20 protein-coding genes are annotated in these 20,193 nt (G+C 72.8%); 11 read left to right on the top strand and 9 right to left on the bottom strand.

Going from position 1 to position 20,193, the window contains the following annotated elements; translation table 11 throughout:
- Positions 1–217: 217 nt before the first annotated feature.
- The 3 genes from OG403_RS18485 to OG403_RS18475 all read right to left on the bottom strand — a co-directional run bounded on the left by OG403_RS18485 (position 218) and on the right by OG403_RS18475 (position 2,145).
- A complete protein-coding gene (locus OG403_RS18485; protein WP_329565779.1) occupies positions 218–1,165 on the bottom strand; it encodes a hypothetical protein in 948 nt (315 codons plus the stop codon).
- Between the two features lie 354 nt (positions 1,166–1,519).
- Positions 1,520–1,912 carry a type II toxin-antitoxin system VapC family toxin gene (locus OG403_RS18480; protein ID WP_329565777.1) on the bottom strand — a complete coding sequence of 131 codons (393 nt, stop codon included), beginning with the start codon at positions 1,910–1,912 and terminating at the stop codon, positions 1,520–1,522.
- Positions 1,909–2,145: a hypothetical protein gene (locus tag OG403_RS18475; protein ID WP_329565775.1), complete on the bottom strand. Its 237-nt coding sequence runs from the start codon at positions 2,143–2,145 to the stop codon at positions 1,909–1,911. The genes OG403_RS18480 and OG403_RS18475 overlap by 4 nt, the downstream gene beginning before the upstream one ends.
- Positions 2,146–2,284: 139 nt before the next feature.
- Here OG403_RS18475 and OG403_RS18470 point away from each other — a divergent pair, with 139 nt between their 5' ends.
- From OG403_RS18470 to OG403_RS18425, 10 genes are all read left to right on the top strand, one after another.
- Positions 2,285–3,172 (top strand): LLM class flavin-dependent oxidoreductase, encoded by an 888-nt coding sequence (locus OG403_RS18470; protein WP_329565774.1) that lies wholly within the window; start codon positions 2,285–2,287, stop codon positions 3,170–3,172.
- A 10-nt stretch (positions 3,173–3,182) separates the two neighbouring features.
- Positions 3,183–4,007, top strand: a complete 825-nt coding sequence (locus tag OG403_RS18465) for a putative hydro-lyase (protein ID WP_442910935.1) — start codon at positions 3,183–3,185, stop codon at positions 4,005–4,007.
- Between the two features lie 234 nt (positions 4,008–4,241).
- A complete protein-coding gene (locus OG403_RS18460; RefSeq protein WP_329565769.1) occupies positions 4,242–5,078 on the top strand; it encodes a hypothetical protein in 837 nt (278 codons plus the stop codon).
- 58 nt (positions 5,079–5,136) lie between these two features.
- The gene (locus tag OG403_RS18455; RefSeq protein ID WP_329565767.1) at positions 5,137–5,907 is read left to right on the top strand and encodes a hypothetical protein; all 771 of its coding nucleotides are present in this window, start codon (positions 5,137–5,139) and stop codon (positions 5,905–5,907) included.
- Entirely contained in the window at positions 5,904–6,755 is an 852-nt protein-coding gene (locus OG403_RS18450) for a hypothetical protein (protein WP_329565765.1), read from the top strand. Before OG403_RS18455 ends, OG403_RS18450 begins: the two co-directional genes overlap by 4 nt.
- Entirely contained in the window at positions 6,752–7,630 is an 879-nt protein-coding gene (locus OG403_RS18445) for a hypothetical protein (RefSeq protein ID WP_329565763.1), read from the top strand. Before OG403_RS18450 ends, OG403_RS18445 begins: the two co-directional genes overlap by 4 nt.
- 119 nt (positions 7,631–7,749) lie before the next feature.
- The gene (locus OG403_RS18440; RefSeq protein ID WP_329565761.1) at positions 7,750–8,715 is read left to right on the top strand and encodes an ABC transporter ATP-binding protein; all 966 of its coding nucleotides are present in this window, start codon (positions 7,750–7,752) and stop codon (positions 8,713–8,715) included.
- Positions 8,712–9,629, top strand: a complete 918-nt coding sequence (locus tag OG403_RS18435; protein WP_329565759.1) for an ABC transporter permease — start codon at positions 8,712–8,714, stop codon at positions 9,627–9,629. The genes OG403_RS18440 and OG403_RS18435 overlap by 4 nt, the downstream gene beginning before the upstream one ends.
- A 9-nt stretch (positions 9,630–9,638) precedes the next feature.
- Positions 9,639–10,556, top strand: a complete 918-nt coding sequence (locus OG403_RS18430; RefSeq protein ID WP_329565757.1) for an ABC transporter ATP-binding protein — start codon at positions 9,639–9,641, stop codon at positions 10,554–10,556.
- A 41-nt stretch (positions 10,557–10,597) separates the two neighbouring features.
- Entirely contained in the window at positions 10,598–11,323 is a 726-nt protein-coding gene (locus OG403_RS18425) for an ABC transporter permease (RefSeq protein ID WP_329565755.1), read from the top strand.
- A gap of 42 nt (positions 11,324–11,365) precedes the next feature.
- Here OG403_RS18425 and OG403_RS18420 read toward each other — a convergent pair whose 3' ends face one another.
- Together OG403_RS18420 and OG403_RS18415 are read right to left on the bottom strand one after the other, a co-directional pair.
- Positions 11,366–12,613, bottom strand: a complete 1,248-nt coding sequence (locus OG403_RS18420; protein ID WP_329565753.1) for a CynX/NimT family MFS transporter — start codon at positions 12,611–12,613, stop codon at positions 11,366–11,368.
- 76 nt (positions 12,614–12,689) lie between these two features.
- The gene (locus tag OG403_RS18415; RefSeq protein WP_329565751.1) at positions 12,690–13,442 is read right to left on the bottom strand and encodes a FadR/GntR family transcriptional regulator; all 753 of its coding nucleotides are present in this window, start codon (positions 13,440–13,442) and stop codon (positions 12,690–12,692) included.
- A gap of 218 nt (positions 13,443–13,660) precedes the next feature.
- Here OG403_RS18415 and OG403_RS18410 point away from each other — a divergent pair, with 218 nt between their 5' ends.
- Positions 13,661–15,274 carry an LCP family protein gene (locus OG403_RS18410; protein ID WP_329565749.1) on the top strand — a complete coding sequence of 538 codons (1,614 nt, stop codon included), beginning with the start codon at positions 13,661–13,663 and terminating at the stop codon, positions 15,272–15,274.
- 52 nt (positions 15,275–15,326) lie between these two features.
- Here the strand turns inward: OG403_RS18410 and OG403_RS18405 are convergent, their stop codons facing one another.
- The 4 genes from OG403_RS18405 to efeB all read right to left on the bottom strand — a co-directional run bounded on the left by OG403_RS18405 (position 15,327) and on the right by efeB (position 20,192).
- A complete protein-coding gene (locus OG403_RS18405; RefSeq protein WP_329565747.1) occupies positions 15,327–16,136 on the bottom strand; it encodes an HAD family hydrolase in 810 nt (269 codons plus the stop codon).
- Positions 16,133–17,407, bottom strand: coding sequence for a serine--tRNA ligase (gene serS / locus OG403_RS18400; RefSeq protein ID WP_329565745.1), 1,275 nt, complete (start codon positions 17,405–17,407; stop codon positions 16,133–16,135). The genes OG403_RS18405 and serS overlap by 4 nt, the downstream gene beginning before the upstream one ends.
- 518 nt (positions 17,408–17,925) lie before the next feature.
- A complete protein-coding gene (gene pheA, locus OG403_RS18395; RefSeq protein ID WP_329565743.1) occupies positions 17,926–18,861 on the bottom strand; it encodes a prephenate dehydratase in 936 nt (311 codons plus the stop codon).
- 116 nt (positions 18,862–18,977) lie between these two features.
- Positions 18,978–20,192 (bottom strand): iron uptake transporter deferrochelatase/peroxidase subunit, encoded by a 1,215-nt coding sequence (gene efeB / locus OG403_RS18390; RefSeq protein WP_329565741.1) that lies wholly within the window; start codon positions 20,190–20,192, stop codon positions 18,978–18,980.
- Position 20,193: the final 1 nt, after the last annotated feature.

Here is a 20,193-nt window from a genome sequence, read left to right as displayed (position 1 = left end):
GGGGGCGGGTGCGGGTGCCGAGACAGTCTCATGAGTCGGTCGAGAACTCACGACGGAGCGCGGGGAAAGTTACGGAGAAGCCTCCACCAACATCAGTGGTTTCAGGCGCTTCGACCAGTAGGCATACGATATGACGCCCGTTCAGCCCTTGGCCGGGCCAGGTCGGCGACCAGGGCTCAGGCGGCTCCGTCGGGCATCGCCCGTCCCGGCTCCGGCCTCAGTGGCGGGCCGCCGAGCGACGGCGGGCGCTCAGGGTCACCGCGCCCGCGCCGAGGACGACCAGGGCTCCGCCGGCGCCGAGCAGCAGGCCGGAGTCGGAGCCGCCGCCGGTGAAGGCCAGCTGCTTCGTGGAGGCGGTCGCGGTGCTCGGGACCGCGGTGGGCGAGGTCGCCGCCGCGGCCCGCACCGCGGCGACCTGGGCCGGCGCGGCGCTCGGGGTGGCGGCGGTCCGCTGCTTGGCGGGCGCCGGGGCCTGGCCGGCCGGCTTGGTGGGCGTCCCGCCCGCGGCCTTGGCCGGGGCGCTCGCCGACGGGCTGCTCGGCGCGGCCAGGCGGGCGATGTGCAGGGCGTGCGAGGAGATCCGGCCGTTGGGCGTGGTGCCGAGGTACACGGTGATGTCGTGCTGGTCGGCCGGCGCCTTGGCGGAGAGCGCGACGCGGAACATCAGCCGCGTAGCGTGCCCGTTGTCCAGCTGCTGGGCGAGGCCCGAGGTGTCGGGGTAGATCACCGGGTCGCACCCGTGGTGGACCGGCAGGGTCTTCCACTGGCCACCGGTCATGACCTGGACGGTGAAGTCCTCGGGCCGCAGGTTGGTCCCGCCACCCGGGTGGGAGCCCGCCGCCTCGTTGTAGAAGCCGAGGGTCGGCTGAAGGCTGTCGTACGCCGCGCCGGTGAAGTTGCCGATCTCCACACCGAACTCGATCGGGCTGCCGCCCGCGGTGATGGTGCCGGGCATGCCCGGCAGGTAGGCGGTCTGCACCTGCCCCTGGTGCACCGCGGCGGAGGCGGTCGGCGCCGGCACGGCCGGGGCGACCGTGGCGGGGCCGTCACCGCAGGCCCAGGCCGAGGAGGCGCCGCTGACCAGCGGCATGGCGGCGCCGAGCACGGCGACGGTGGCGGCGGCGGCCAGCAGGCGGGAGCGGCGGCGGGCGAAGCGAACGGACATCGGGTGATCCCCCAAGGAACACGGGCACGGCAGCGGATCGGGACGGTGCGCCCCACCCCCCTCTCCACTCACACGTTGGAGACCTGGCGGACGCTCTGTGAAAATTCTCTTGGTCCGATGTCCCGCCAGGATCCATGCCGCGTCACCGTGCCGTAACAGGGCCGCTTACGGACGAAGCCGCCACCGCAAGGCTTCTTCGTGGACAGTGTGGACGGGTCCGGGTGGTCGTGGACGAGCCCGCCCAGGGCCGCGTCCTGGAGGTCTACGGCCCGTTCTACGAAGGCCTCGGGCCCACTCGTCCCTGACGACGGACGAGGCCGAGGAGGATCCGCGTTCACCGATGCCGAGACGCGGTCAGACGGGCTCGACCGCGATGCGCGGTCGGCACAGCCGGCGCAGGTCGTCGGTGTCGCTGGTCACGACGGTCACATCACCGTGTTCCAGGTGGGCGGTGGCGGCCAGCATCGCGTCGATGGCGTACTTGTGCCCGTGCAGCCCCTCGGCGGCGAGCAGCTTGCTCGCAGCGCGTGCGACCTCTTCCGTGATGGGCCGTACCTTGACCAGGGACACGGCGTGGTCGAACGCCGCTTGCGGCACCTTCGGGTCACGCGCCTCCACCAGTGTGGCCGCGCTCGTCACGACGAGAAGGTCCAGCGTGCGAGCGACGTCCAGCCAAACGGTCATGCCGCGATGCCGTCGGGAGAGTTTGGAGAGCGCCTCGCTGTCGAGAACGAGGGTGCCGCTCACGCGGCATCCGTCTGGGCGCCCTCTGCGCGGTGGGCGGCGTGGTGTGCGCGGATCCGCTCAGCCCTGGCCGCCACCTCGGCTGGATCGACCGGGCCGTGCTCGGCTTCGGAGGCGGCGATGTACTCGTCGATGGCTTCGCGCTGGAGCTGCCGCTGCACGGCCTCCTCGATGAAGGAGGAGACGCCCTGTTTGCCGGCACGCGCGCGAACCGCCTCCAGAGTCTCGGCGCGCAAGGAGACACTGGTGACTCGGGTCTTGCCAGGTCGCTGTGTATCCATAACAGAAGTGTAGTACATCATGTGTGAGCCGTAGAGGCTTGCGTTGGCTCGACAGTCCGTGGGAGGTCGACGCGACTCCCGTAGGGTCGGTGGCATGCGTCTGAGCACCGTGATCCTCCCCATCCACCGGTGGAACGAGGGTCAGAAGATCTGGCGGCGGGCCGAGGACCTCGGCTTCCACGCCGCGTACACCTACGACCACCTCTCGTGGCGGTCGTTCCGCGACGAGCCGTGGTTCGGGGCGGTCCCGACCCTCACCGCCGCGGCCTGCGCGACCGAGCGGCTGCGGCTGGGCACGCTGGTGACCTCGCCGAACTTCCGGCATCCGGTCACGCTGGCCAAGGAGCTGGTCACGGTCGACGACATCTCCGGTGGGCGGTTGACGGTGGGGATCGGGGCCGGCGGGGTCGGCTTCGACGCGACCGCGATGGGGCAGGAGGCGTGGTCGCCGAAGGAGCGGGCGGACCGGTTCGGCGAGTTCGTGCCGCTGCTGGACAAGCTGCTGACCCGGGACGCCACCACCGAGCAGGGGCGGTACTACTCGGCCGTCGAGGCGCGGAACATCCCGGGCTGCGTGCAGCGGCCCCGGTTGCCGCTGTACGTGGCGGCGACCGGGCCGCGCGGGCTGCGGCTGGCGGCGGAGTACGGGCAGGGCTGGGTGACCTACGGCGACCCGAAGGGACCGGCCGACGTGCCGGCCGAGCAGGCACCGGCGGTGATCGCCGGGCAGCTGGCGAAACTGCGGGCCGCCTGCGAGGCGCAGGGGCGGGACGTGGCGGAGCTGGCGAAGGTGCTGCTCCAGGGGTCGACGGCGGAGCGGCCGCTGGCTTCCCTGGACGCCTTCGTGGACTGGGCCGGGAGGTACCGCGAGCTGGGCATGACCGAGCTGGTGATCCACTGGCCGGTGCCCGGCTCGGTCTTCGACAACGACCTCGCCGTCTTCGAGCGGATCGCCACCGAGGGCCTGGCGCAGCTGGGCTGAGCCGAGCAGAGTGGGAGGGGTGACGGAGCAGGACGCCGCAGCACGCGCCGCCTGGTCGCCCGAGCGGGCCCGGCGGGCGTTCCGCGCGGGCCTGGACCTGCCCACCGCCGGGGTGGCGCTCGGCTTCACCCAGGCCAACCTGCTCTCGGTGCCCCGGGACTGGGCCGCGGACTTCCGGCTCTTCGCGGACCGCAACCCGCGGCCCTGCCCGGTGCTGGACGTCACCGCGCCGGGCAGCTGGACCAGCCGCCTGGCGCCGGGCGCGGACCTGCGCACCGATCTGCCCGCCTACCGGGTCTGGGTGGACGGCGAACCGGCCGACGAGGCCGAGCTGCCGTCGATCGCCGGGCTGCCCGAGGTGCGCGGCGGGGAGCTGGTCACCTTCCTGATCGGGTGCAGTTTCAGCTTCGAGGGCCGGCTGCTGGCGGCGGGCGTGCCACTGCGCCACGTCGAGCAGGGCCGCAACGTGGCGATGTACGTCACCGACCGCGACTGTGCGCCGGCCGGGCGGGTGCGCGGTGCGCTGGTGGTGTCGATGCGGCCGATCCCGGCGGAGCTGGTGGAGACCGCGATCGCGGTCACCGGTCGGCTGCCGGCCGTGCACGGTGCTCCGCTGCAGGTGGGCGCGCCAAAGGAGTTGGGGATCCACGAGCTGGCCCGGCCGGACTACGGCGACCCGGTGGCGATCGGTCCGGGGGAGCTGCCGGTCTTCTGGGCCTGCGGGGTGACGGCGCAGCAGGCGGTGATCGGCTCGCGCCCGCCGTTCGCGATCACCCACGCGCCCGGGCGGATGTTCATCACCGATGTCAGGGACAGCGCCTACCTGCAAGGCTGACGGACCGTCGTCGACCGGCCGGACAGTTGCGGTTCGATCACGACGTGTCCGATAGGTGAAGCAATGGGGGAGTGGGGCGGATTTTCACGTTGCTGCCGCACACAGCGATCTTTCATACTTCCGGGTGACTGACGGTGCGGCTGAGCTTGGCAGACAGTGCGCGCGCGTCTCGCTCGTTCACTTCGTGGGGGAAGTCTGTTGTCCGCACCCGATCCCGCCGCTGACGCCGAGTCAGTGGAAGCGCCCGTCCTCGCGACGGAGCCGCCCGAGGCCCAGCACCTCGCCGTCCGGTCCCGCCGACTGCCGCGGGCCGCCACCGTCGCCCTGGCCACCCTCGGGCTGCTCGCGGTCACCGCGGCCAGCGCCACCGTGACGGTCGCCGTCGGCCGGCCCGGACACCGCGCGGCGGCGGCCTCGTCAGCGGCCTCGTCGGCACTCGGCACGGCCGGTGCGGGCTCCGCGCCCGGTGCCCAGCCGACCGGACAGCCGGCCCCGACCGGCAGCCCGACCCCGGTGCCGCTGCCCAGCCTCTCACTCGCCCCCGCGCCGACCGGCAACCTGCACGGCACCGTCAACGGCGACACCCACGGCGGCGACCTGCGCTTCTTCCTGCTCCAGGTCCCGGACGGCGCCGAGCCCTACGGCTCCCCGGACGGCACCGCGCTCACTGTGGCCGACATCGCCAAGAACTACGCGAAGCCGGCGGACACCCAGGGCATCCTGGACTCCTACAGCTACCAGGAGGCGGCCTACCGCCGGTACCGCACCGGCGACGGGCAGAGCGAGGTCTCCACCCAGCTGATGCGGTTCTCCTCGGCCGACAATGCGAAGGCCTTTGCCCAGTCGGCCAGTTGGGACAACTCCACGTCGATGTCGGTGGGCGGCGACAGCTCGGCCAAGGGCTTCCTCTTCAAGCCGGACCAGCAGGCGTACACCGGCGAGATGGTCGGCGTCAGCTCGGTCGGTGACGTCGAGTACGAGGTGCACGTGTACGTGAAGGGCGACCCGGATCCGTCGCTGCTGGCGGATGCGATGAAGCGTCAGCACGACCGGTTGGGCAGCGGTGGCTGAGGCCGCGGACCGCAGTGGTCCGCCTTCGACCGTCGTCCCGCCCGCGCAGGAGTCAGCTGTGAGTACGCCACCCGAAGTCACCACGCCGCCAGCCGAGTTGGCGCCGGCACCCGAATCCGGTCCCGAGCGGCCGGCGCGTCGTTCGCGGACCGCGCTGCTGATGGCCGGCGCGCTGCTGCTCGGGCCGCTGCTGGGCGGTGGTGTCGGCTACGCGATCCAGGCGCAGCGCCCGCCCACGCCGCTGCCGCCGATCCAGCCGGCCACGGCGCCCGGCTACCCGGTCACCCACCTCAGCGCCCAGGCCTCGGCGGCGATCGCCCCGAAGCCGCTCGCCATCGACGGCGACCTGCGCCCGCTGCTGCTGCCTGAGCCCGCCGGGGCGCAGGACTGGGACGACTTCGGGGCCGCGGACAGCGGCGACTGGGAGAGCACCGACGAACTGGCCCAGGAGGCCGGCAGTTCGGCGCAGGACTTCCGGGAGCTGCTGATCGACGGCTTCCGCCGTGCGGCGCTGGCCAGTTGGCAGCAGAACGGGGTCAAGTACCGGGTCCAGCTGATCCAGTACTTCTCCGACAGCGCCGCCTCGGCGCTCGCGCAGGCGTCGACCGCCCGCAGCGGCGGGACGCCGTTCACGAACGGCATGGACGGCGGCTACCGGGCGACCAGCACGCCGGAGACCTACTTCGAGACCACCGACCAGTTCTACTTCGCCCAGGCGATCACCCGGCGCGGGGACCTGGTCGTGCGGGTGGAGGCGTTCGGCACCACCCAGATGACCGCGGACACGGTCCGTGACCTGGCCAAGCAGCAGTGGGAGCGGCTGGCATGAGCGACCTCGAAACCCCTGGCGCCGAGCCCGCGCCCGAGCCCGCGCCCGAGCCCGCGCCCGCGCCCGCGCCCGAGCCCGCCGCGCCCGAGCCCGCCGCCCGCCGCCGGAGCCCCGCGCTGCGGGTGACCGCCGCGGTGGCCGCCGCCGCGCTGCTCGGCGTGGGGATCGGCGCCGGCGTCATCGCGGCCACGCCCGACCGCACCGCGTCGCCACGCGCCGCGGCGGCCCCGGCGGCCGCGCAGGCCCCCACCGCCGCGCCGAGCACCGGCCCGGCGTACGGCGCCAGTTCGAACGGCACGCACTTCGGCTCGATGCGCGACCTGCTGCTCCCGATGCCGGCCGGCTTCCGCCCGGGCCCGGACGACGGGGCGTACGGCGACGACACCGCGCTGACCAAGGACCAGCTCGCCTCCTACCTGGACGAGCAGATCAAGGACCTGCCCAAGGACCAGCGCGACCACGTGAGGACCGTGCTGCAGGCCGAGGGCCACCGGGGCGCGGGGGTGCGCAGCTACCAGGAGAACGACGCGAACCTGGTCGCCACGGTGTGGCTGGACCAGTTCGACCAGCAGTCGGTCAACGCCGAGAGCGCCTTCCTCGGCGCCCTGGGCGCGGACTCCGGCATCTTCCGGGACGGGCCGCAGGTGCCCGACCACCCCGATGCGCACTGCTTCCTGCCGAAGCTCGACCCGGCCGCGCCGATCGACGGGATGGAGTGCGCGGCGGCCGTCGGCGACCTGCTGGTGACCATGCACGTCGCGGGGGTCGCGCCGCTGCCGCTGAGTGAGGCCGTGTCCATCTTCCGTCAGCAGCTGCAGCGGCTGGCCCTTCCCGGAGCGTCCGTATGACCGAGCAGATCCCCGAGCAGCCCGAGCAGCCCGAGCAGCCCTCGCCGGCGCAGCCGGCCGCCCAACTGCCGTGGCCCGGCGACCCGTGGGCCGTGCCCGGGATGCCCGCGCCGAGCCCGCCGCGTCGCCCCCAGCGGGGCACCGTGCTGCGCTGGGCCGTTGCCGGGCTGCTGCTGGTGGCCTCCGGCGCCGCCACCGCCGTCGCGGTCAGCGCGCCCGAGCGCACCAGCATCCCGGGCCTCGAGACGCCGGGCGACGGCCGCTACACCTTCGCGCCGCAGGCGCTGCCGCAGCTGCCCGACGGCAAGCCCGCCCCGAGCGACGGCGCGGCGAACCACCGGCACTACGCGGACCTGCGCGCGCTGGTGCTGTCGGCGCCGCGCGAGGCGGTCCCCGGCCCCGGCGGGCTCCCGGCCGGCTCGCCGGCCGCCGCGCCGCCCTGCACCGACTACGCCAAGCTGCACGACGACGCGGCCAACCTGCCGAACCTGCTCGCGACCGACGCCTGCCGCGGGGCCGCCACCCGGGTCTGGACCACCAAGGACGGGACCCGCACCGAGATCTGGCTGGTCAGGTTCGGCTCGGCGGACGAGGGCAGCGACTTCTACCAGAACCTGATCACCGACGGCAGTCCCAAGGCGGTCCCACAGGGCGCCCCGGGAGTCGACGAGTTCGACTTCCGGGTCCCGACCGCCAGCCACACCACCAAGAGCGGCGTGCAGGCCGGCCCGACCGGCGCCGGGCAGCCGGTGGCCGAGGCCGCCTACCTCGGCTCGGGGGACGTGGTGACCACCATCGTGATGAGCAACCCGCACGGCGTGCCGAGCCAGGCCTTCCGCCAGGTGGTCCTGCTGCAGGCGAACCTGCTGGGCTGACGTACCGGGCTGACGCACCGTCCCCTAGGGGGTGGCCCGATCCGGGTCATCCCGCAGCAGGAGAGGATCCACGCCTGCGGTCAGGTCCCACCGGCGCCGCCAGGCGTTAGGTTCGACACGTGTCCACCGAGCCTCCAGTCATCAGAACGGACGCCCTCACCAAGCGGTTCCCCGCCATCACCGCGCTCGACCAGCTCACCGTAGAGGTGCGGCCGGGCGTGGTGGGACTGGTGGGGGCCAACGGGGCGGGCAAGTCCACGCTCATCAAGATCCTGCTCGGGCTCTCGCCGGCCACCTCAGGCAGCGGCGAGGTGCTCGGGCTGAACATCGCCACCGAGGGCTCGGCGATCCGCGAGCTGGTCGGCTATATGCCGGAGCACGACTGCCTGCCACCGGACGTGTCCGCCACCGAGTTCGTGGTGCACATGGCCCGGATGTCCGGGCTGCCGGCCACCGCCGCCCGCGAGCGGACGGCCGACGTGCTGCGCCATGTCGGCCTGTACGAGGAGCGCTACCGCCCGATGGGCGGCTACTCCACCGGCATGAAGCAGCGGGTGAAGCTCGCCCAGGCGCTGGTCCACGACCCCCGGCTGGTGCTGCTCGACGAGCCGACCAACGGCCTCGATCCGGCGGGCCGGGACGAGATGCTCGGGCTGATCCGCAAGGTGCACCGCGAGTTCGGCATCTCGGTGCTGGTCACCACGCATCTGCTCGGTGAGCTGGAGCGGACCTGCGACCACCTGGTGGTGATCGACGGCGGCCGGCTGCTGCGCTCCTCCTCCACCGCCTCGTTCACCGAGGTGACCCAGCTGCTCGCGGTCGAGGTGACGGACAACGCCGACGGCAGCGCCGACCGGCTGGTCCAGCAGCGGCTGACCGAGGCCGGCCTGAGCGTCAGCCCCGACGGCGGCCACGTCCTGCTGGTCGAACTGGCCGGCGAGGACACCTACGACCTGATCCGCGACACCGTCGCCGACCTCGGACTCGGCCTGGTCCGCCTGGAGCAGCGCCGGCACCGGGTCGCCGAGATATTCACCGAGCCGACCACCGAGTCGGTGGCCGAGCCCGCAGGGGGCAGCCGATGACCACCCAGTCCGACTTCCCAGCACCCACCGACGCCGCCCCCGACGGTGTCATCCACAACATCGGCTACCGCGGCTACCAGGGCCCCCGGCTCGGTCGCGGCTACGCCACCCGCTCGCTCTTCGTCCAGGGCCTGCGCGGCGCCTTCGGGTTGGGGCGCTCGGGCCGGTCCAAGGTGCTGCCGATGCTGATGCTGGCCGCCATCACACTGCCGGCCGCCCTGATAGTGGCGATCACGATCAGGGAGGGCAGCTCCCAGTACTCCACGGACTATCCGCAGTACCTGGAGAACATCGGCCTGCTCTTCGCCGAGATCTTCGTGGCCGCCCAGGCCCCGGTGCTGCTCTCCCGCGATCTGCGGTACGCGACCGTCCCGCTCTACTTCTCCCGCCCGATCACCCGCGCGGACTACGTGCGGGCCAAGGGCGCCGCGCTGGTGGCCGCGATGCTGATCGTCACCGGGCTTCCGCTGCTGGTGCTCTACCTGGGCGCGCTGCTCGGCGGGATGGACTTCGCCCACAACACCGAGCACTTCGGCATGGGGCTGCTCACCGCGCTGCTCTACTCGCTGGTCCTCTCGGCGGTCGCCCTGGTGATCGCGGCGGCCACGCCGCGGCGCGGCTTCGGTGTCGCCGCGATCATGGGCGTGCTGGTGGTCAGCGGCATCGTGGCCACCATCATCGTCGGCCTCTCCGGCGGTGGCGGCCTGCGGGAGAACGGGGCGACCCAGGCGGCCTGGGCCTACCTGATCGCGCCCGATTCGGTGGTGGAGCGGTTCGTCAACCAGATCTGCGGTCTGACGGCCAACTCGCCGGGCACGCCCGGCGCGCTCGGCACGGTGGTCTTCGGCCTGGAGATCCTCGCCCTCGCCGTCGGCGCCTACCTGGTGCTGCTGCGCCGCTACCGGAAGATCTGAGGGATCGTCATGGCTGTCATCACCATCGACAAGGTCTCCCGCTGGTTCGGCAACGTGGTCGCCGTCAACGACGTCTCGATGTCGATCGGCCCCGGCGTGACCGGCCTGCTCGGGCCAAACGGGGCGGGCAAGTCCACCCTGATCCACCTGATGAGCGGCTTCCTGGCGCCCTCGGCCGGCAGCGTGACGCTGGACGGGGCGCCGATCTGGCGCAACCAGGAGGTCTACCGGGCGATCGGCCTGGTGCCGGAGCGGGAGTCGATGTACGACTACCTGACCGGTTGGGAGTTCGTGCTGGCCAACGCCGAACTGCACGGGCTGCCCGACCCGGGCGCGGCGGCCCGCAGGGCGCTCGCCCTGGTCGAGATGGAGCACGCGCAGGAGCGGCAGACCGGCACCTACTCCAAGGGCATGAAGCAGCGGGTCAAGATGGCCTCGGCGCTGGTCCACGACCCGGCGGTGCTGCTGCTGGACGAGCCGTTCAACGGCATGGACCCGCGTCAGCGGCTGCAACTGATGGAGCTGCTGCGCCGGTTCGGCGCCGAGGGCCGCACGGTGCTCTTCTCCTCGCACATCCTCGAGGAGGTCGAGCAACTGGCCCGGCACATCGAGGTGGTGGTCGCCGGACGGCACGCCGCCTCGGGCGACTTCCGCCGGATCCGCCGGCTGATGACCGACCGGCCGCACCGCTACCTGGTCCGCTCCAGCGACGACCGGCGGCTGGCCGCCGCGCTGATCGCCGACGGCTCCACGGCCGGCATCGAACTGGACTGGCAGGAGCGGGCGCTGCGGATCCAGGCGATCAACTTCCAGGGGTTCACCACCCTGTTGCCGAAGGTGGCCCAGGAGGCCGGGATCCGGCTCTACACCGTCTCCCCGGCGGACGAGTCGCTGGAGAGCGTCTTCTCCTACCTGGTCAACTCCTGATCGTCCCACCCCGTACCAGTAGTCCAGAAAGGCTGAACACCGTGAACCTGACCGTGGCACGGCTGACCGTACGCGGTCTCCTCGGCAGGCGGCGGGCGATCCTGCTGCTGATTGTCCCGGTCCTGCTGGTGCTGCTGGCCGTGGTGGCGAGGGCCGCCGCCAGCGCCGACACCGACAAGCACGCGCTGACCGTCAACATCCTGGGCACGCTGGGGCTCGGCACCCTGGTCCCGCTGCTGGGACTGGTGGTGGGCACCGGCGTGATCTCGACCGAGATCGACGACGGCTCGATCGTCTACCTGCTGGCCAAGCCGCTGCCGCGGCGGGTGATCATCACCACCAAGCTCGCCGTCGCCGTCCTCACCAGCTGGCTCTTCGCCGCCGTTCCCACCCTGGTCGCGGGGCTGATCCTGGACGGGACGACGGACCGGCTGGCGTTCGCCTACACGGTGGGCACCCTGGTCGCGGGCGCCGCCTACAGCGCGCTCTTCCTGCTGCTGGGCGTGGTCACCCGCAACGCGGTGGTGGTGGGGCTGGCGTACGCGCTGATCTGGGAGAGCCTGGTCGGCAACTTCGTGAAGGGCGCCAGGACGCTGAGCATCCAGCAGTGGGGCCTGTCGGTCGCCAAGACCATCGCCTCGCCGGGCGCCATCACGGCCGATGTCGCGCTCGGCGCGGCCATCCCGCTGCTGCTGGTCGTCACCGTCGCGGCCACCGCCTTCGCCACGGTCCGGCTGGCCGGCCTGACGCTCAGCTCGAACGACTGAGCGCGGTGTCCCCCGCCGCGGCGGGGGACACCGCGCCCGGCGCTACAGCGTCCGGTCCCGCCCGGCTCCCCAGCCGGCCAGGGCCGCCGCGCCGGCCAGCGCGAGCAGCACGAGCAGCACCGGCGTCCAGCTCCCGGTCAGCTGGTGCAGCGCACCGCCGCCGACCGGGCCGAGGGCGGCGATCAGGTAGCCGACCGCCTGCGACATGCCGCCCAGCTGCGCGGCGCCCGCCACGCTGTCGGTGCGCAGCACGATGAAGGCCAGCGCCAGGCCCAGCGAGCCGCCCTGGGCCAGGCCGAGCACCGCCGCCGCGGCCCAGGCGCCGGAGACCGGCGCGAGCAGCAGCATGGTCACGCCGGCCGCGTTCAGGGCCGCCATCGCCACCGCGAGCCCGCGCTGCCGGGTCAGCCGGCCGGCCAGCAGCGGCACCAGGAAGGCGCCCGCCACCTGCACCAGGTTGCTGAACGCGAAGACCAGGCCGGACTGGTCGCGGCTCATGCCGTGGTCGGCCAGCATCGTCGGCATCCAGGCGACCAGGGTGTAGACCATCAGCGAGGAGATGCCCATGAAGAGGCTGATCTGCCAGGCCAGCGGCAGCCGCCAGATCCCCGCGATCGGCTTGGCCGCCGCCACCGCGGGCGCCGCCCCGGCCGCGACTCCCGCGGCCCGGTCCTGACGGGCCTTCAGCACCTGCGGCAGCCAGGCCACCGCCGCCACCAGCGCGAGCAGTGACCAGGCCCCGAGCGAGGCGCGCCAGCCGCCGCCGAGCGCGTGCTCCAGCGGCACCGAGCTGCCGGCCGCCAGGGTGGCGCCGACCAGCATCGTGGTCGAGTACACCCCGGTCATCGCCGCCGCCCGCTGCGGGAACTCACGCTTGACCAGTCCCGGCATCGAGACGTTCAGCACCGCGATCGCCACCCCGATCACCACGCACCCCGCGTACAGCGCCGCCACCGAGGGCAGCACCCGCAGCAGCACGCCGGCGCCCAGCACCAGCACCGCCCCGAGCACCACCCGCTCGGTGCCGAAGCGGCGGGTCAGCCGTGGCGTGAGCGGCGCACCGAGGCCCTGGAAGAGCACCGGCACGGTGGTGATCAGACCGCTGACCGTGGTCGAGAGGCCGAAGGTGTGCTGGATCTCGCCGACCATCGGCGAGATCGCGGCCAGGCAGGCCCGCATGTTCAGCGCGACCAGCACGATCCCGGTCAGCAGCAGCGCCGGATGGGCGAGCCTGGAGCGCACGGGGACGGTCGAGATGGGCAGCGACTGCTGAGCCCGGGTGACGGACATGGTGGTGCCATTTCTAGGGAAACGGGAGTGGCAGGGGGAAGCGGGGCCCGCTGTGGTCCGGGCCGACGGCTTCCGACTACTTCCGGGCGGCGAACTCCGCGAGCAACTGCTCGACCGCCGCCGTGGGTTCGGCGAGCAGGGCGCGACACGCGGCCTCGGCCCGCTCGGGGTCGCCGCTCGCGATCGCGTCGACCAGCGCCGCGTGGGTGGCCACGACCACCTCGGGCATCTCGTGGTCGCCGAACGCGGTGCGCATCGCCTCGCGGACCGAGGCGCCGAAGTAGCGGTAGACCTCGGTCAGCGCGGGATTGTGGGCGGCCTCGACGACCGCGGTGTGGAACTCCAGGTCGTGCTCGACGGTGGCCTCGCGGCCGACCCGCTCGGAGTGCGCGGCGATCACCTCGGCCTCCCGGGCGAGCGCGGCCCGCATCCGGTCCAGGTCCTCGGGGGTGTGCCGGACGGCGGCCAGCCGGGCCGCCTCGGCCTCCAGCGCGGCGCGCACCTCCAGCACGTCGCGCACGCCGGAGCGCTGCACGCCCCGCAGCACGGCGGCGGGGTCGCTGGTGCTGCGCACGAAGGTGCCCTCGCCCTGCCGGGTGACCAGCATGCCCGCGTGCACCAGCACCCGGACCGCCTCGCGCACGGTGTTGCGGCCGACCCGCAGCCGTTCGGCCAGCTCGTGCTCGGTGGGGATCCGCTCGCCGACCGCCCAGCTGCCCGCCGCCAACTGCGCGCGGAGCTGTTCGATCGCGACGTCCACCAGGGAGCGCCGACCGGCGGCGTGCAGGGTGTCGCCGCCGTTGCCCGTGCTGCTGCCACCGCTGGTCACCCGCCACCTCCGATCATCCGCCTGGCCCCATCGCTTGCCCGGTCATCCTACAACCTCTTGCCCGGTCATCCTACAACTGGCCCCCGGAGCGCTTGGGCGCGACTTGGTTGCCCAGTTAAGCAATAGAGCAAGTCAAGACCCGGTCAAGACTTCGCGATGATGTATTTATATGCTCCGCTGAAAAGCGGCGGTCGACCGACCGACGGAGGGGAGTGCGCATGGCAGGTCAGCAGGCGGGTTCGTCCGACGGCGACGCCCCCGCGCAGGCGCCGGCGGCCACCGGCGGCCGGGCCGCCGCCCGTCGGGCCCGGACCAGGGCCCGCCGCAGGCCGACCAGCCGGAAGAAGATCATCGCCTGGACCGCGGCAGCCGCCGTGCTGCTCGCGGCCGGCGCCACCGGCGCCGTGTACCTGAAGCTGACCGGCAACATCAGGAGCTTCGACCGGGCCGGCATCGCCCCCGACCGCCCGCCGGCGGCCACCGCTGACGCCAACGGCAACAAGCCGGTCAACGTCCTGCTGATCGGCTCGGACTCGCGCGGCGGCGGCAACAGCGACCTCGGCGGCGGCGGTGACGACGGCGCCCGCTCGGACACCACGATCCTGTTGCACGTGTACGCCGACCACAAGCACGCGGTCGGCATCTCGATCCCGCGCGACTCGCTGGTCGAGATCCCGTCCTGCCTGGTCAACGGCAAGTGGACGAAAGCGCAGCCGAACACCATGTTCAACGCGGCCTTCTCGATGGGGAACACCGACACCGGCAACCCGGCCTGCACCCAGAACACCGTGGAGCACCTGACGGGCCTGCGGGTGGACCACACCCTGGTGGTGGACTTCGCCGGCTTCTCGGCGATGACCAGCGCGGTCGGCGGTGTCCAGGTCTGCCTGCCGAACGCCGTCTACCAGGGCGACCTCGACCCCAATCTCGGGCACAAGGGCAGCCAGCTCTTCGCCAAGGGACTGCAGACCGTCTCGGGCCAGCAGGCGCTGGACTACGTCCGGGTGCGGCACGGCATCGGCGACGGCTCCGACATCGGCCGGATGCAGCGGCAGCAGGCCTTCCTCGCCGCGCTGATCAAGAAGGTCAAGGGCCAGGGGATGGACCCCACCACCCTGCTGCCGCTGGCCGATGCCGCCACCAAGTCGGTCACCGTGGACCCGGACCTGGCCTCGGCCGAGAAGCTGCTCGGCTTCGGGCTGTCGATGAAGAACATCGACCTGCACGACGTCAAGTTCGTCACCGTCCCCTGGCGTTTCGAGGGTCCCCGGGTGGCCTGGGTGAAGCCGGACTCGGACCGGCTCTGGGCCGCGCTCAAGGCCGACCGCACGCTGGACGGCCAGGACGCCAGTGGGCAGCAGGCCGACGCCCCGGCCGCCGGCAGCCCCGCCGCCGGCCCCGCCCCGGGTCCGAGCAGCAGCCCGAGCACCGCGGTGGACGGCGCCGGCGCCAGGGTCATGGTCTACAACGGCACCACCACCAGGGGGCTGACCGGCTCGGCCGCCGCCAAGCTCAAGGACGCCGGGTTCACCGTGGCCGGCGCCGCCAACGCGGCCGAGCAGGACCACGACACCACGGTGATCCAGTACGGCGCCGCCGAGGCGACCGCGGCCCAGCAGCTGGCCCGGCTCTTCCCGGGGGCGACGCTGGCGAAGAGCAGCGCGGGCGGTCTGAACCTGATCCTCGGCAAGGACTTCGCGGCGGCCGGTGGGGCTTCCGGGGCCGGCGGTTCGGCGGCACCGGTGGCCCCTGGACCGCTGCCCTCCAGCATCGCCGACAACGCCCGTTCGGCCGACGACGACCCGTGCGCCAAGCTCAGCTACAACGGCTGACCCGCCGGGAGCGGCACCCCGGCCGACCGTCCGTCAGCCGGGTCGCCGTCCGTCAGCCGTAGAGCCGTTCGAGCACTGCCGCGACGCCGTCCTCGGCGTTGCTCGCGGTCACCTCGTCGGCCACCGCCAGCAGTTCCTGGTGCGCGTTGGCCATCGCCACCCCGTGGGCGGCCCACTGGAACATCGGGAGGTCGTTGGGCATGTCCCCGAACGCGATGGTGTCGGCGGCCCGCAGCCCCAGCCGGCGGGCCGCGACGGCCAGTCCGGTGGCCTTGGACAGGCCCAGCGGCAGCAGCTCTATGATCCCCGGGCCGGCCAGTGTCACGCCGACCAGGTCGCCGACGATCCGCCGGGCGGCGGCGGTCAGCTGGTCGTCCGTCAGCTCCGGGTGCTGCAGGAAGAGCTTGCTGATCGGCTCGGCGAACAGCTCGTCGCGGCCCAGCACCTGGCGCAGCGAGAAGTCGCTCGCGGTCTCCAGCCGGTAGGGGCCGAACGCCAGCCCGGCGCTCGCCAGGCCGTCCTGGACGGCGGCCACGGCCAGCGGGCCGAGCTCCGCTTCCAGCTTGTCCAGCGCCAGCCGGCCGACCCGGCGGTCCAGGGTCATCGAGGTGAGCAGCTTGTGCGCGCCGGCGTCGTACACCTGGGCACCCTGACCGCAGACGGCGATCCCGGTGTAGCCGATCTCGTCGAGGACCGGACGGGCCCAGCCCGCGGCCCGGCCGGTCACCACGATGTGGACCGCACCGGCCGCCGTGGCGGCGGCCAGCGCGGCGCGGGTCCGGTCGGAGACCGTCTCCGCGGGGGTGAGCAGGGTGCCGTCCAGATCGGTGGCGATCAGCCGGTACGGCAACCCGGCGGTCACTTGACCGGGTCCAGCGTGGTCCGGCCGCCCAGGAACGGGCGCAGCGCCTCGGGGACCACCACCGAGCCGTCGGCCTGCTGGTGGTTCTCCAGGATCGCCACGATCAGCCGCGGGATGGCGGCCAGGGTGCCGTTGAGGGTGGCCAGCGGGCGGACCTTGCCCTCCTCGCGCATCCGGATCGACAGCCGGCGGGACTGGTACTCGGTGGTGTTCGAGGTGGAGGTGACCTCGCGGTACTTGCCCTGGGTCGGGATCCAGGCCTCGATGTCGAACTTGCGGGCGGCCGAGGAGCCGAGGTCGCCGGAGGCGACGTCGATCACCCGGTAGGGCAGCTCCAGCGCGTTGAGGAAGTCCTTCTCCCACTGGAGCAGGCGGCGGTGCTCGGCCGGTGCCTCCTCCGGGGTGGTGTAGACGAACATCTCGACCTTCTCGAACTGGTGCACCCGGATGATGCCGCGGGTGTCCTTGCCGTAGGTCCCGGCCTCCCGGCGGAAGCAGGAGGAGAAGCCGGCGTAGCGCAGCGGGAGCTTCTCGGCGTCCAGGATCTCGTCCATGTGGTACGCCGCGAGCGGGACCTCGCTGGTACCGACCAGGTACCGGTCCTCCTGCTCCAGGTGGTACACGTTCTCGGCGGCCTGGCCGAGGAAGCCGGTGCCGTCCATGGCGGCCGGGCGGACCAGGGCCGGGGTGATCATCGGGATGAACCCGAGCGCGGTGGCCTGGGCCATCGCCATGTTGACCAGGGCCAGCTCCAGCAGGGCGCCGGAGCCGGTCAGGTAGTAGGAACGGGCGCCGGCCACCTTGGCCCCGCGCTCCATGTCGATCGCGCCGAGCAGCTGACCGAGCTCCACGTGGTCGCGGGGCTCGAAGCCCTCGGCCGCGAAGTCGCGCGGGGTGCCGATCTCCTCCAGCGTGACGAAGTCCTCCTCGCCACCGACCGGGGCGGCGGGGTCGATCAGGTTGGCCAGCGAGCGCAGCAGCCGCTCGGCCTCCTCCCTGGCCTCGCCCTGTTCGGCGTCGGCGGCCTTGACCTCGGCGGCCAGCTCCTTGGTGCGCTGGAGCAGGGCGGTCTTCTCCTCGCCCTGGGCCTTGGCGACCTGCTTGCCCAGACCCTTCTGCTCATTGCGCAGCTCGTCGAAGCGACTGCCCGAGGACCGGCGGCGCTCATCGGCGGAGAGCAGGGCGTCGACCAGGTCGACGTCCTCGCCACGGGCGCGCTGCGAGGCACGCACTCGGTCAGGGTCTTCACGAAGCAGGCGAAGGTCAATCACGGGGGCAAGCCTACCGGGGTCCGACCCGGCTGGGGATAACGTATTGATCCCTGTGGATAACTGGCCCCTGGGAGATCCACACCGGCTATTTGTCCACAGGCCGGGGTGGTGTCCTGTGGATGACGGACTCGGGCCGGATTCAGCGCTATCGAATCGGTTTTCTCAGGTTTCAAACCTGGCTTTGCCATCTCGACGGAGCGAATTCCACCACTCGGAGGGGTGCGTTTCCCCGGAGAAGGGTGACTCTGGTGTGATCAGTCCGTTTTGGCATGCTTGACGATGATCAGAACGGACCTGGGAGTGGCTAAGCCGTTTTGTCGACTCATCCCCAGCCCTGTGGATAACCGGTGGATAACTGCCGAGTAGCCCAGCCTGTGGACGGCGGAGCGGGCCGGAGAAGGCCCTGTGGATGAGGCCTCCGGTCGCCTTTCGGGGAGATGACCGAAAGGCGACCAGCGGATGACGTGCGGCTGACGCGCGGCGGACCAGCGGTTCCGGGGGTCGGCGGCGGGCGGCCGTCAGCTTTCGCCGCGGCCGTCCAGGCAGCGCGCCAGCCAATCCGCGGCCTCGACGAAATCCTCGTCCGAGGAACCCGGCCGGCGCGCGATGGCGGCCCGCTGGTCGGCGCGCGGATACGAGCCGAGGAACCGGACCTGCGGGCAGATCCGCCGCAGGCCCATCAGCGCCTCGGCGACCCGGCGGTCGCTCAGATGGCCCTCGCAGTCGATCGAGAAGCAGTAGTTTCCCAGCCCCTGGCCGGTCGGCCGGGATTCGATCCGCATCAGGTTGACCCCGCGCACCGCGAATTCCTGCAGCAGTTCGAGGAGCGCGCCCGGGTGGTTGTCGCCGAGCCAGACCACCATCGAGGTCTTGTCCCAGCCGGTCGGCGAGGCGGCCCGGCCTTGCCGGCCGACCAGCACGAAGCGGGTGGTCGCGGTCTCGGCGTCGTGGATGTCGGTGACCAGCGGGTGCAGCCCGTAGAGCGCGGCGGCGAACTCGCCGGCGAAGGCGCCGTCCACCTGCCCCTCCTGGACCAGCCGGGCGCCGTCCGCGTTGGAGGCGGCGGCCTCCCAAGCGGCATCCGGCAGATGGGTGCCCAGCCAGCGACGCACCTGCGGCTGGGCCACCGGGTGGCTGGTGACGGTCTTGATGTCGGTCAGCTCGGTGCCGGGGCGCACCAGCAGCGCGAAGCTGATCGGCAGCAGCACCTCGCGGTAGATCATCAGCGGTGAGCCGAAGGCCAGTTCGTCGGCGGTCGCGGTGACCGCGCCCTCCACCGAGCTCTCGATCGCCACGAAGGCGCCGGCCGCCTCGCCGCCGCGCACCGCGTCCAGCGCGGCCTGCACCGAGGTCAGCGGCACCAGCTCCCGGGTGGCCGCCTCCGGCAGGGTGTGCAGCGCCGCCTCGGTAAAGGTGCCGGCCGGCCCCAGATAGGTGTAGCGGGTCGCCGACATGCCGCGCCTCCGTGAGCTCGAGTGGACCGGTACCAGACCTGCCACCATAGCCACTTCGGGAGCGGCCCGGCGCAGCGGTCCGGTCAGTGGCCCGGATCGGCTCGGATCGGCCCGGATCAGCCCTCCAGCAGCGCCTGCCCCAGGTACCCTTCGCCGCCCGGCACTCCGGGCGGCACCGCGTACAGCCCGCTCGCCTCGTGCCGCAGGAACCGCGAGAGCCCGTCGCCGCGGGCCAGCTTCTGCTGCACCGGGACGAAGCCGCGGGCCGGGTCGGCCTGGAACGCGACGAAGAGCAGGCCGGCGTCCGGGGAGCCGTCGGGCATCGTCCCGTCGGCGTAGGAGAAGCCGCGCCGCAGCATCGCCGCGCCGCCGTTGGAGGTCGCCGCGGCGACCCGGATGTGAGCGTCGGCGGGGATCGCCAGGGTGCCGTCCGGGTTCTGCCGGGTCAGGTCGACCGGGGTGGTCTCGGTGCCGCCGGAGAGCGGCGCGCCATCGGACTTGCGCCGTCCGATGAACCGCTCCTGACGGTCCGTCGGCAGGTTCTCCCAGTCGTCCAGCAGCATCCGGATCCGCCGCAGCACGGCGTAGCAGCCGCCCGCCATCCAGTCGGGGCCGGTGGCGAAGACCTTGGCGGCGAAGTCCGGATCGGTGGGCTTGGGGTTGTTGGTGCCGTCCACCTGGCCCATCAGGTTGCGCCCGGTCATCGGCTTGGCGGTGGCGCCGGGGGTACGGGCGAACCCGGCCATCTGCCAGCGCACGGTGGCGGTGGGGTCCGCCTGCTGCTGCAGTACCCGCAGCGCGTGGAAGGCCACCAGCGCGTCGTCCGCGCCGATCTGCACCCACAGGTCGCCGTCGCTGCGGGCCGGGTCGATCGCGTCCAGCGGGAACGCGGGCAGCGGGGTCAGCGCGGGCGGTCGGCGGTCGGCCAGGCCCGCCTTGTCGAACAGGCTCGCGCCGAAGCCGACCGTGACGGTCAGCGAGCTGGGCCCGGCGTCCAGCGCGATCTGGTTCTCGTGGCTGGCGGCCGGCTCGCCGACGGTCAGCCGGGCGATGGTCTGCGACCACTGCTGGAGCAGGCTCCGCAGCCCGTCGCGCCCGGCACCCGGGGCCAGGTCGAAGGCGGCCAGCTGGACCCGGGCCTGCTGCGGCTGCGTGATCCCGGCCTGGTGCGGGCCCTGCCAGCCGACCCGGGCGGCGCCGAGCGCGGGCGGTCCGGACGGCGCGCCGGGCACCGCCACCGCCCGGGCCAGCGCGCCGCCGGTGGCGCCGACCGCCAGCCCGGCGCCCGCGCCGCCGAGCAGCGCCCGGCGGGAGAAGCCTGTCGTCGCCATG

The organism is Kitasatospora sp. NBC_01266, assembly GCF_036242395.1.
GTDB lineage: Bacteria > Actinomycetota > Actinomycetes > Streptomycetales > Streptomycetaceae > Kitasatospora.
Note: the sequence above shows the minus strand (reverse complement) of the source record. Positions and strands in the feature narration are given on the sequence as shown.

Bases quoted from the DNA above. Each gene is read 5' to 3' on its own strand.
- OG403_RS18485 (WP_329565779.1), bottom strand. From the start codon at position 1,165: ATGTCCGTTCGCTTCGCCCGCCGCCGCTCCCGCCTGCTGGCCGCCGCC.
- OG403_RS18470 (WP_329565774.1), top strand. From the start codon at position 2,285: ATGCGTCTGAGCACCGTGATCCTCCCCATCCACCGGTGGAACGAGGGT.
- OG403_RS18450 (WP_329565765.1), top strand. From the start codon at position 5,904: ATGAGCGACCTCGAAACCCCTGGCGCCGAGCCCGCGCCCGAGCCCGCG.
- OG403_RS18445 (WP_329565763.1), top strand. From the start codon at position 6,752: ATGACCGAGCAGATCCCCGAGCAGCCCGAGCAGCCCGAGCAGCCCTCG.
- OG403_RS18435 (WP_329565759.1), top strand. From the start codon at position 8,712: ATGACCACCCAGTCCGACTTCCCAGCACCCACCGACGCCGCCCCCGAC.
- OG403_RS18430 (WP_329565757.1), top strand. From the start codon at position 9,639: ATGGCTGTCATCACCATCGACAAGGTCTCCCGCTGGTTCGGCAACGTG.
- OG403_RS18420 (WP_329565753.1), bottom strand. From the start codon at position 12,613: ATGTCCGTCACCCGGGCTCAGCAGTCGCTGCCCATCTCGACCGTCCCC.
- OG403_RS18410 (WP_329565749.1), top strand. From the start codon at position 13,661: ATGGCAGGTCAGCAGGCGGGTTCGTCCGACGGCGACGCCCCCGCGCAG.
- pheA (WP_329565743.1), bottom strand. From the start codon at position 18,861: ATGTCGGCGACCCGCTACACCTATCTGGGGCCGGCCGGCACCTTTACC.
- efeB (WP_329565741.1), bottom strand. From the start codon at position 20,192: ATGGCGACGACAGGCTTCTCCCGCCGGGCGCTGCTCGGCGGCGCGGGC.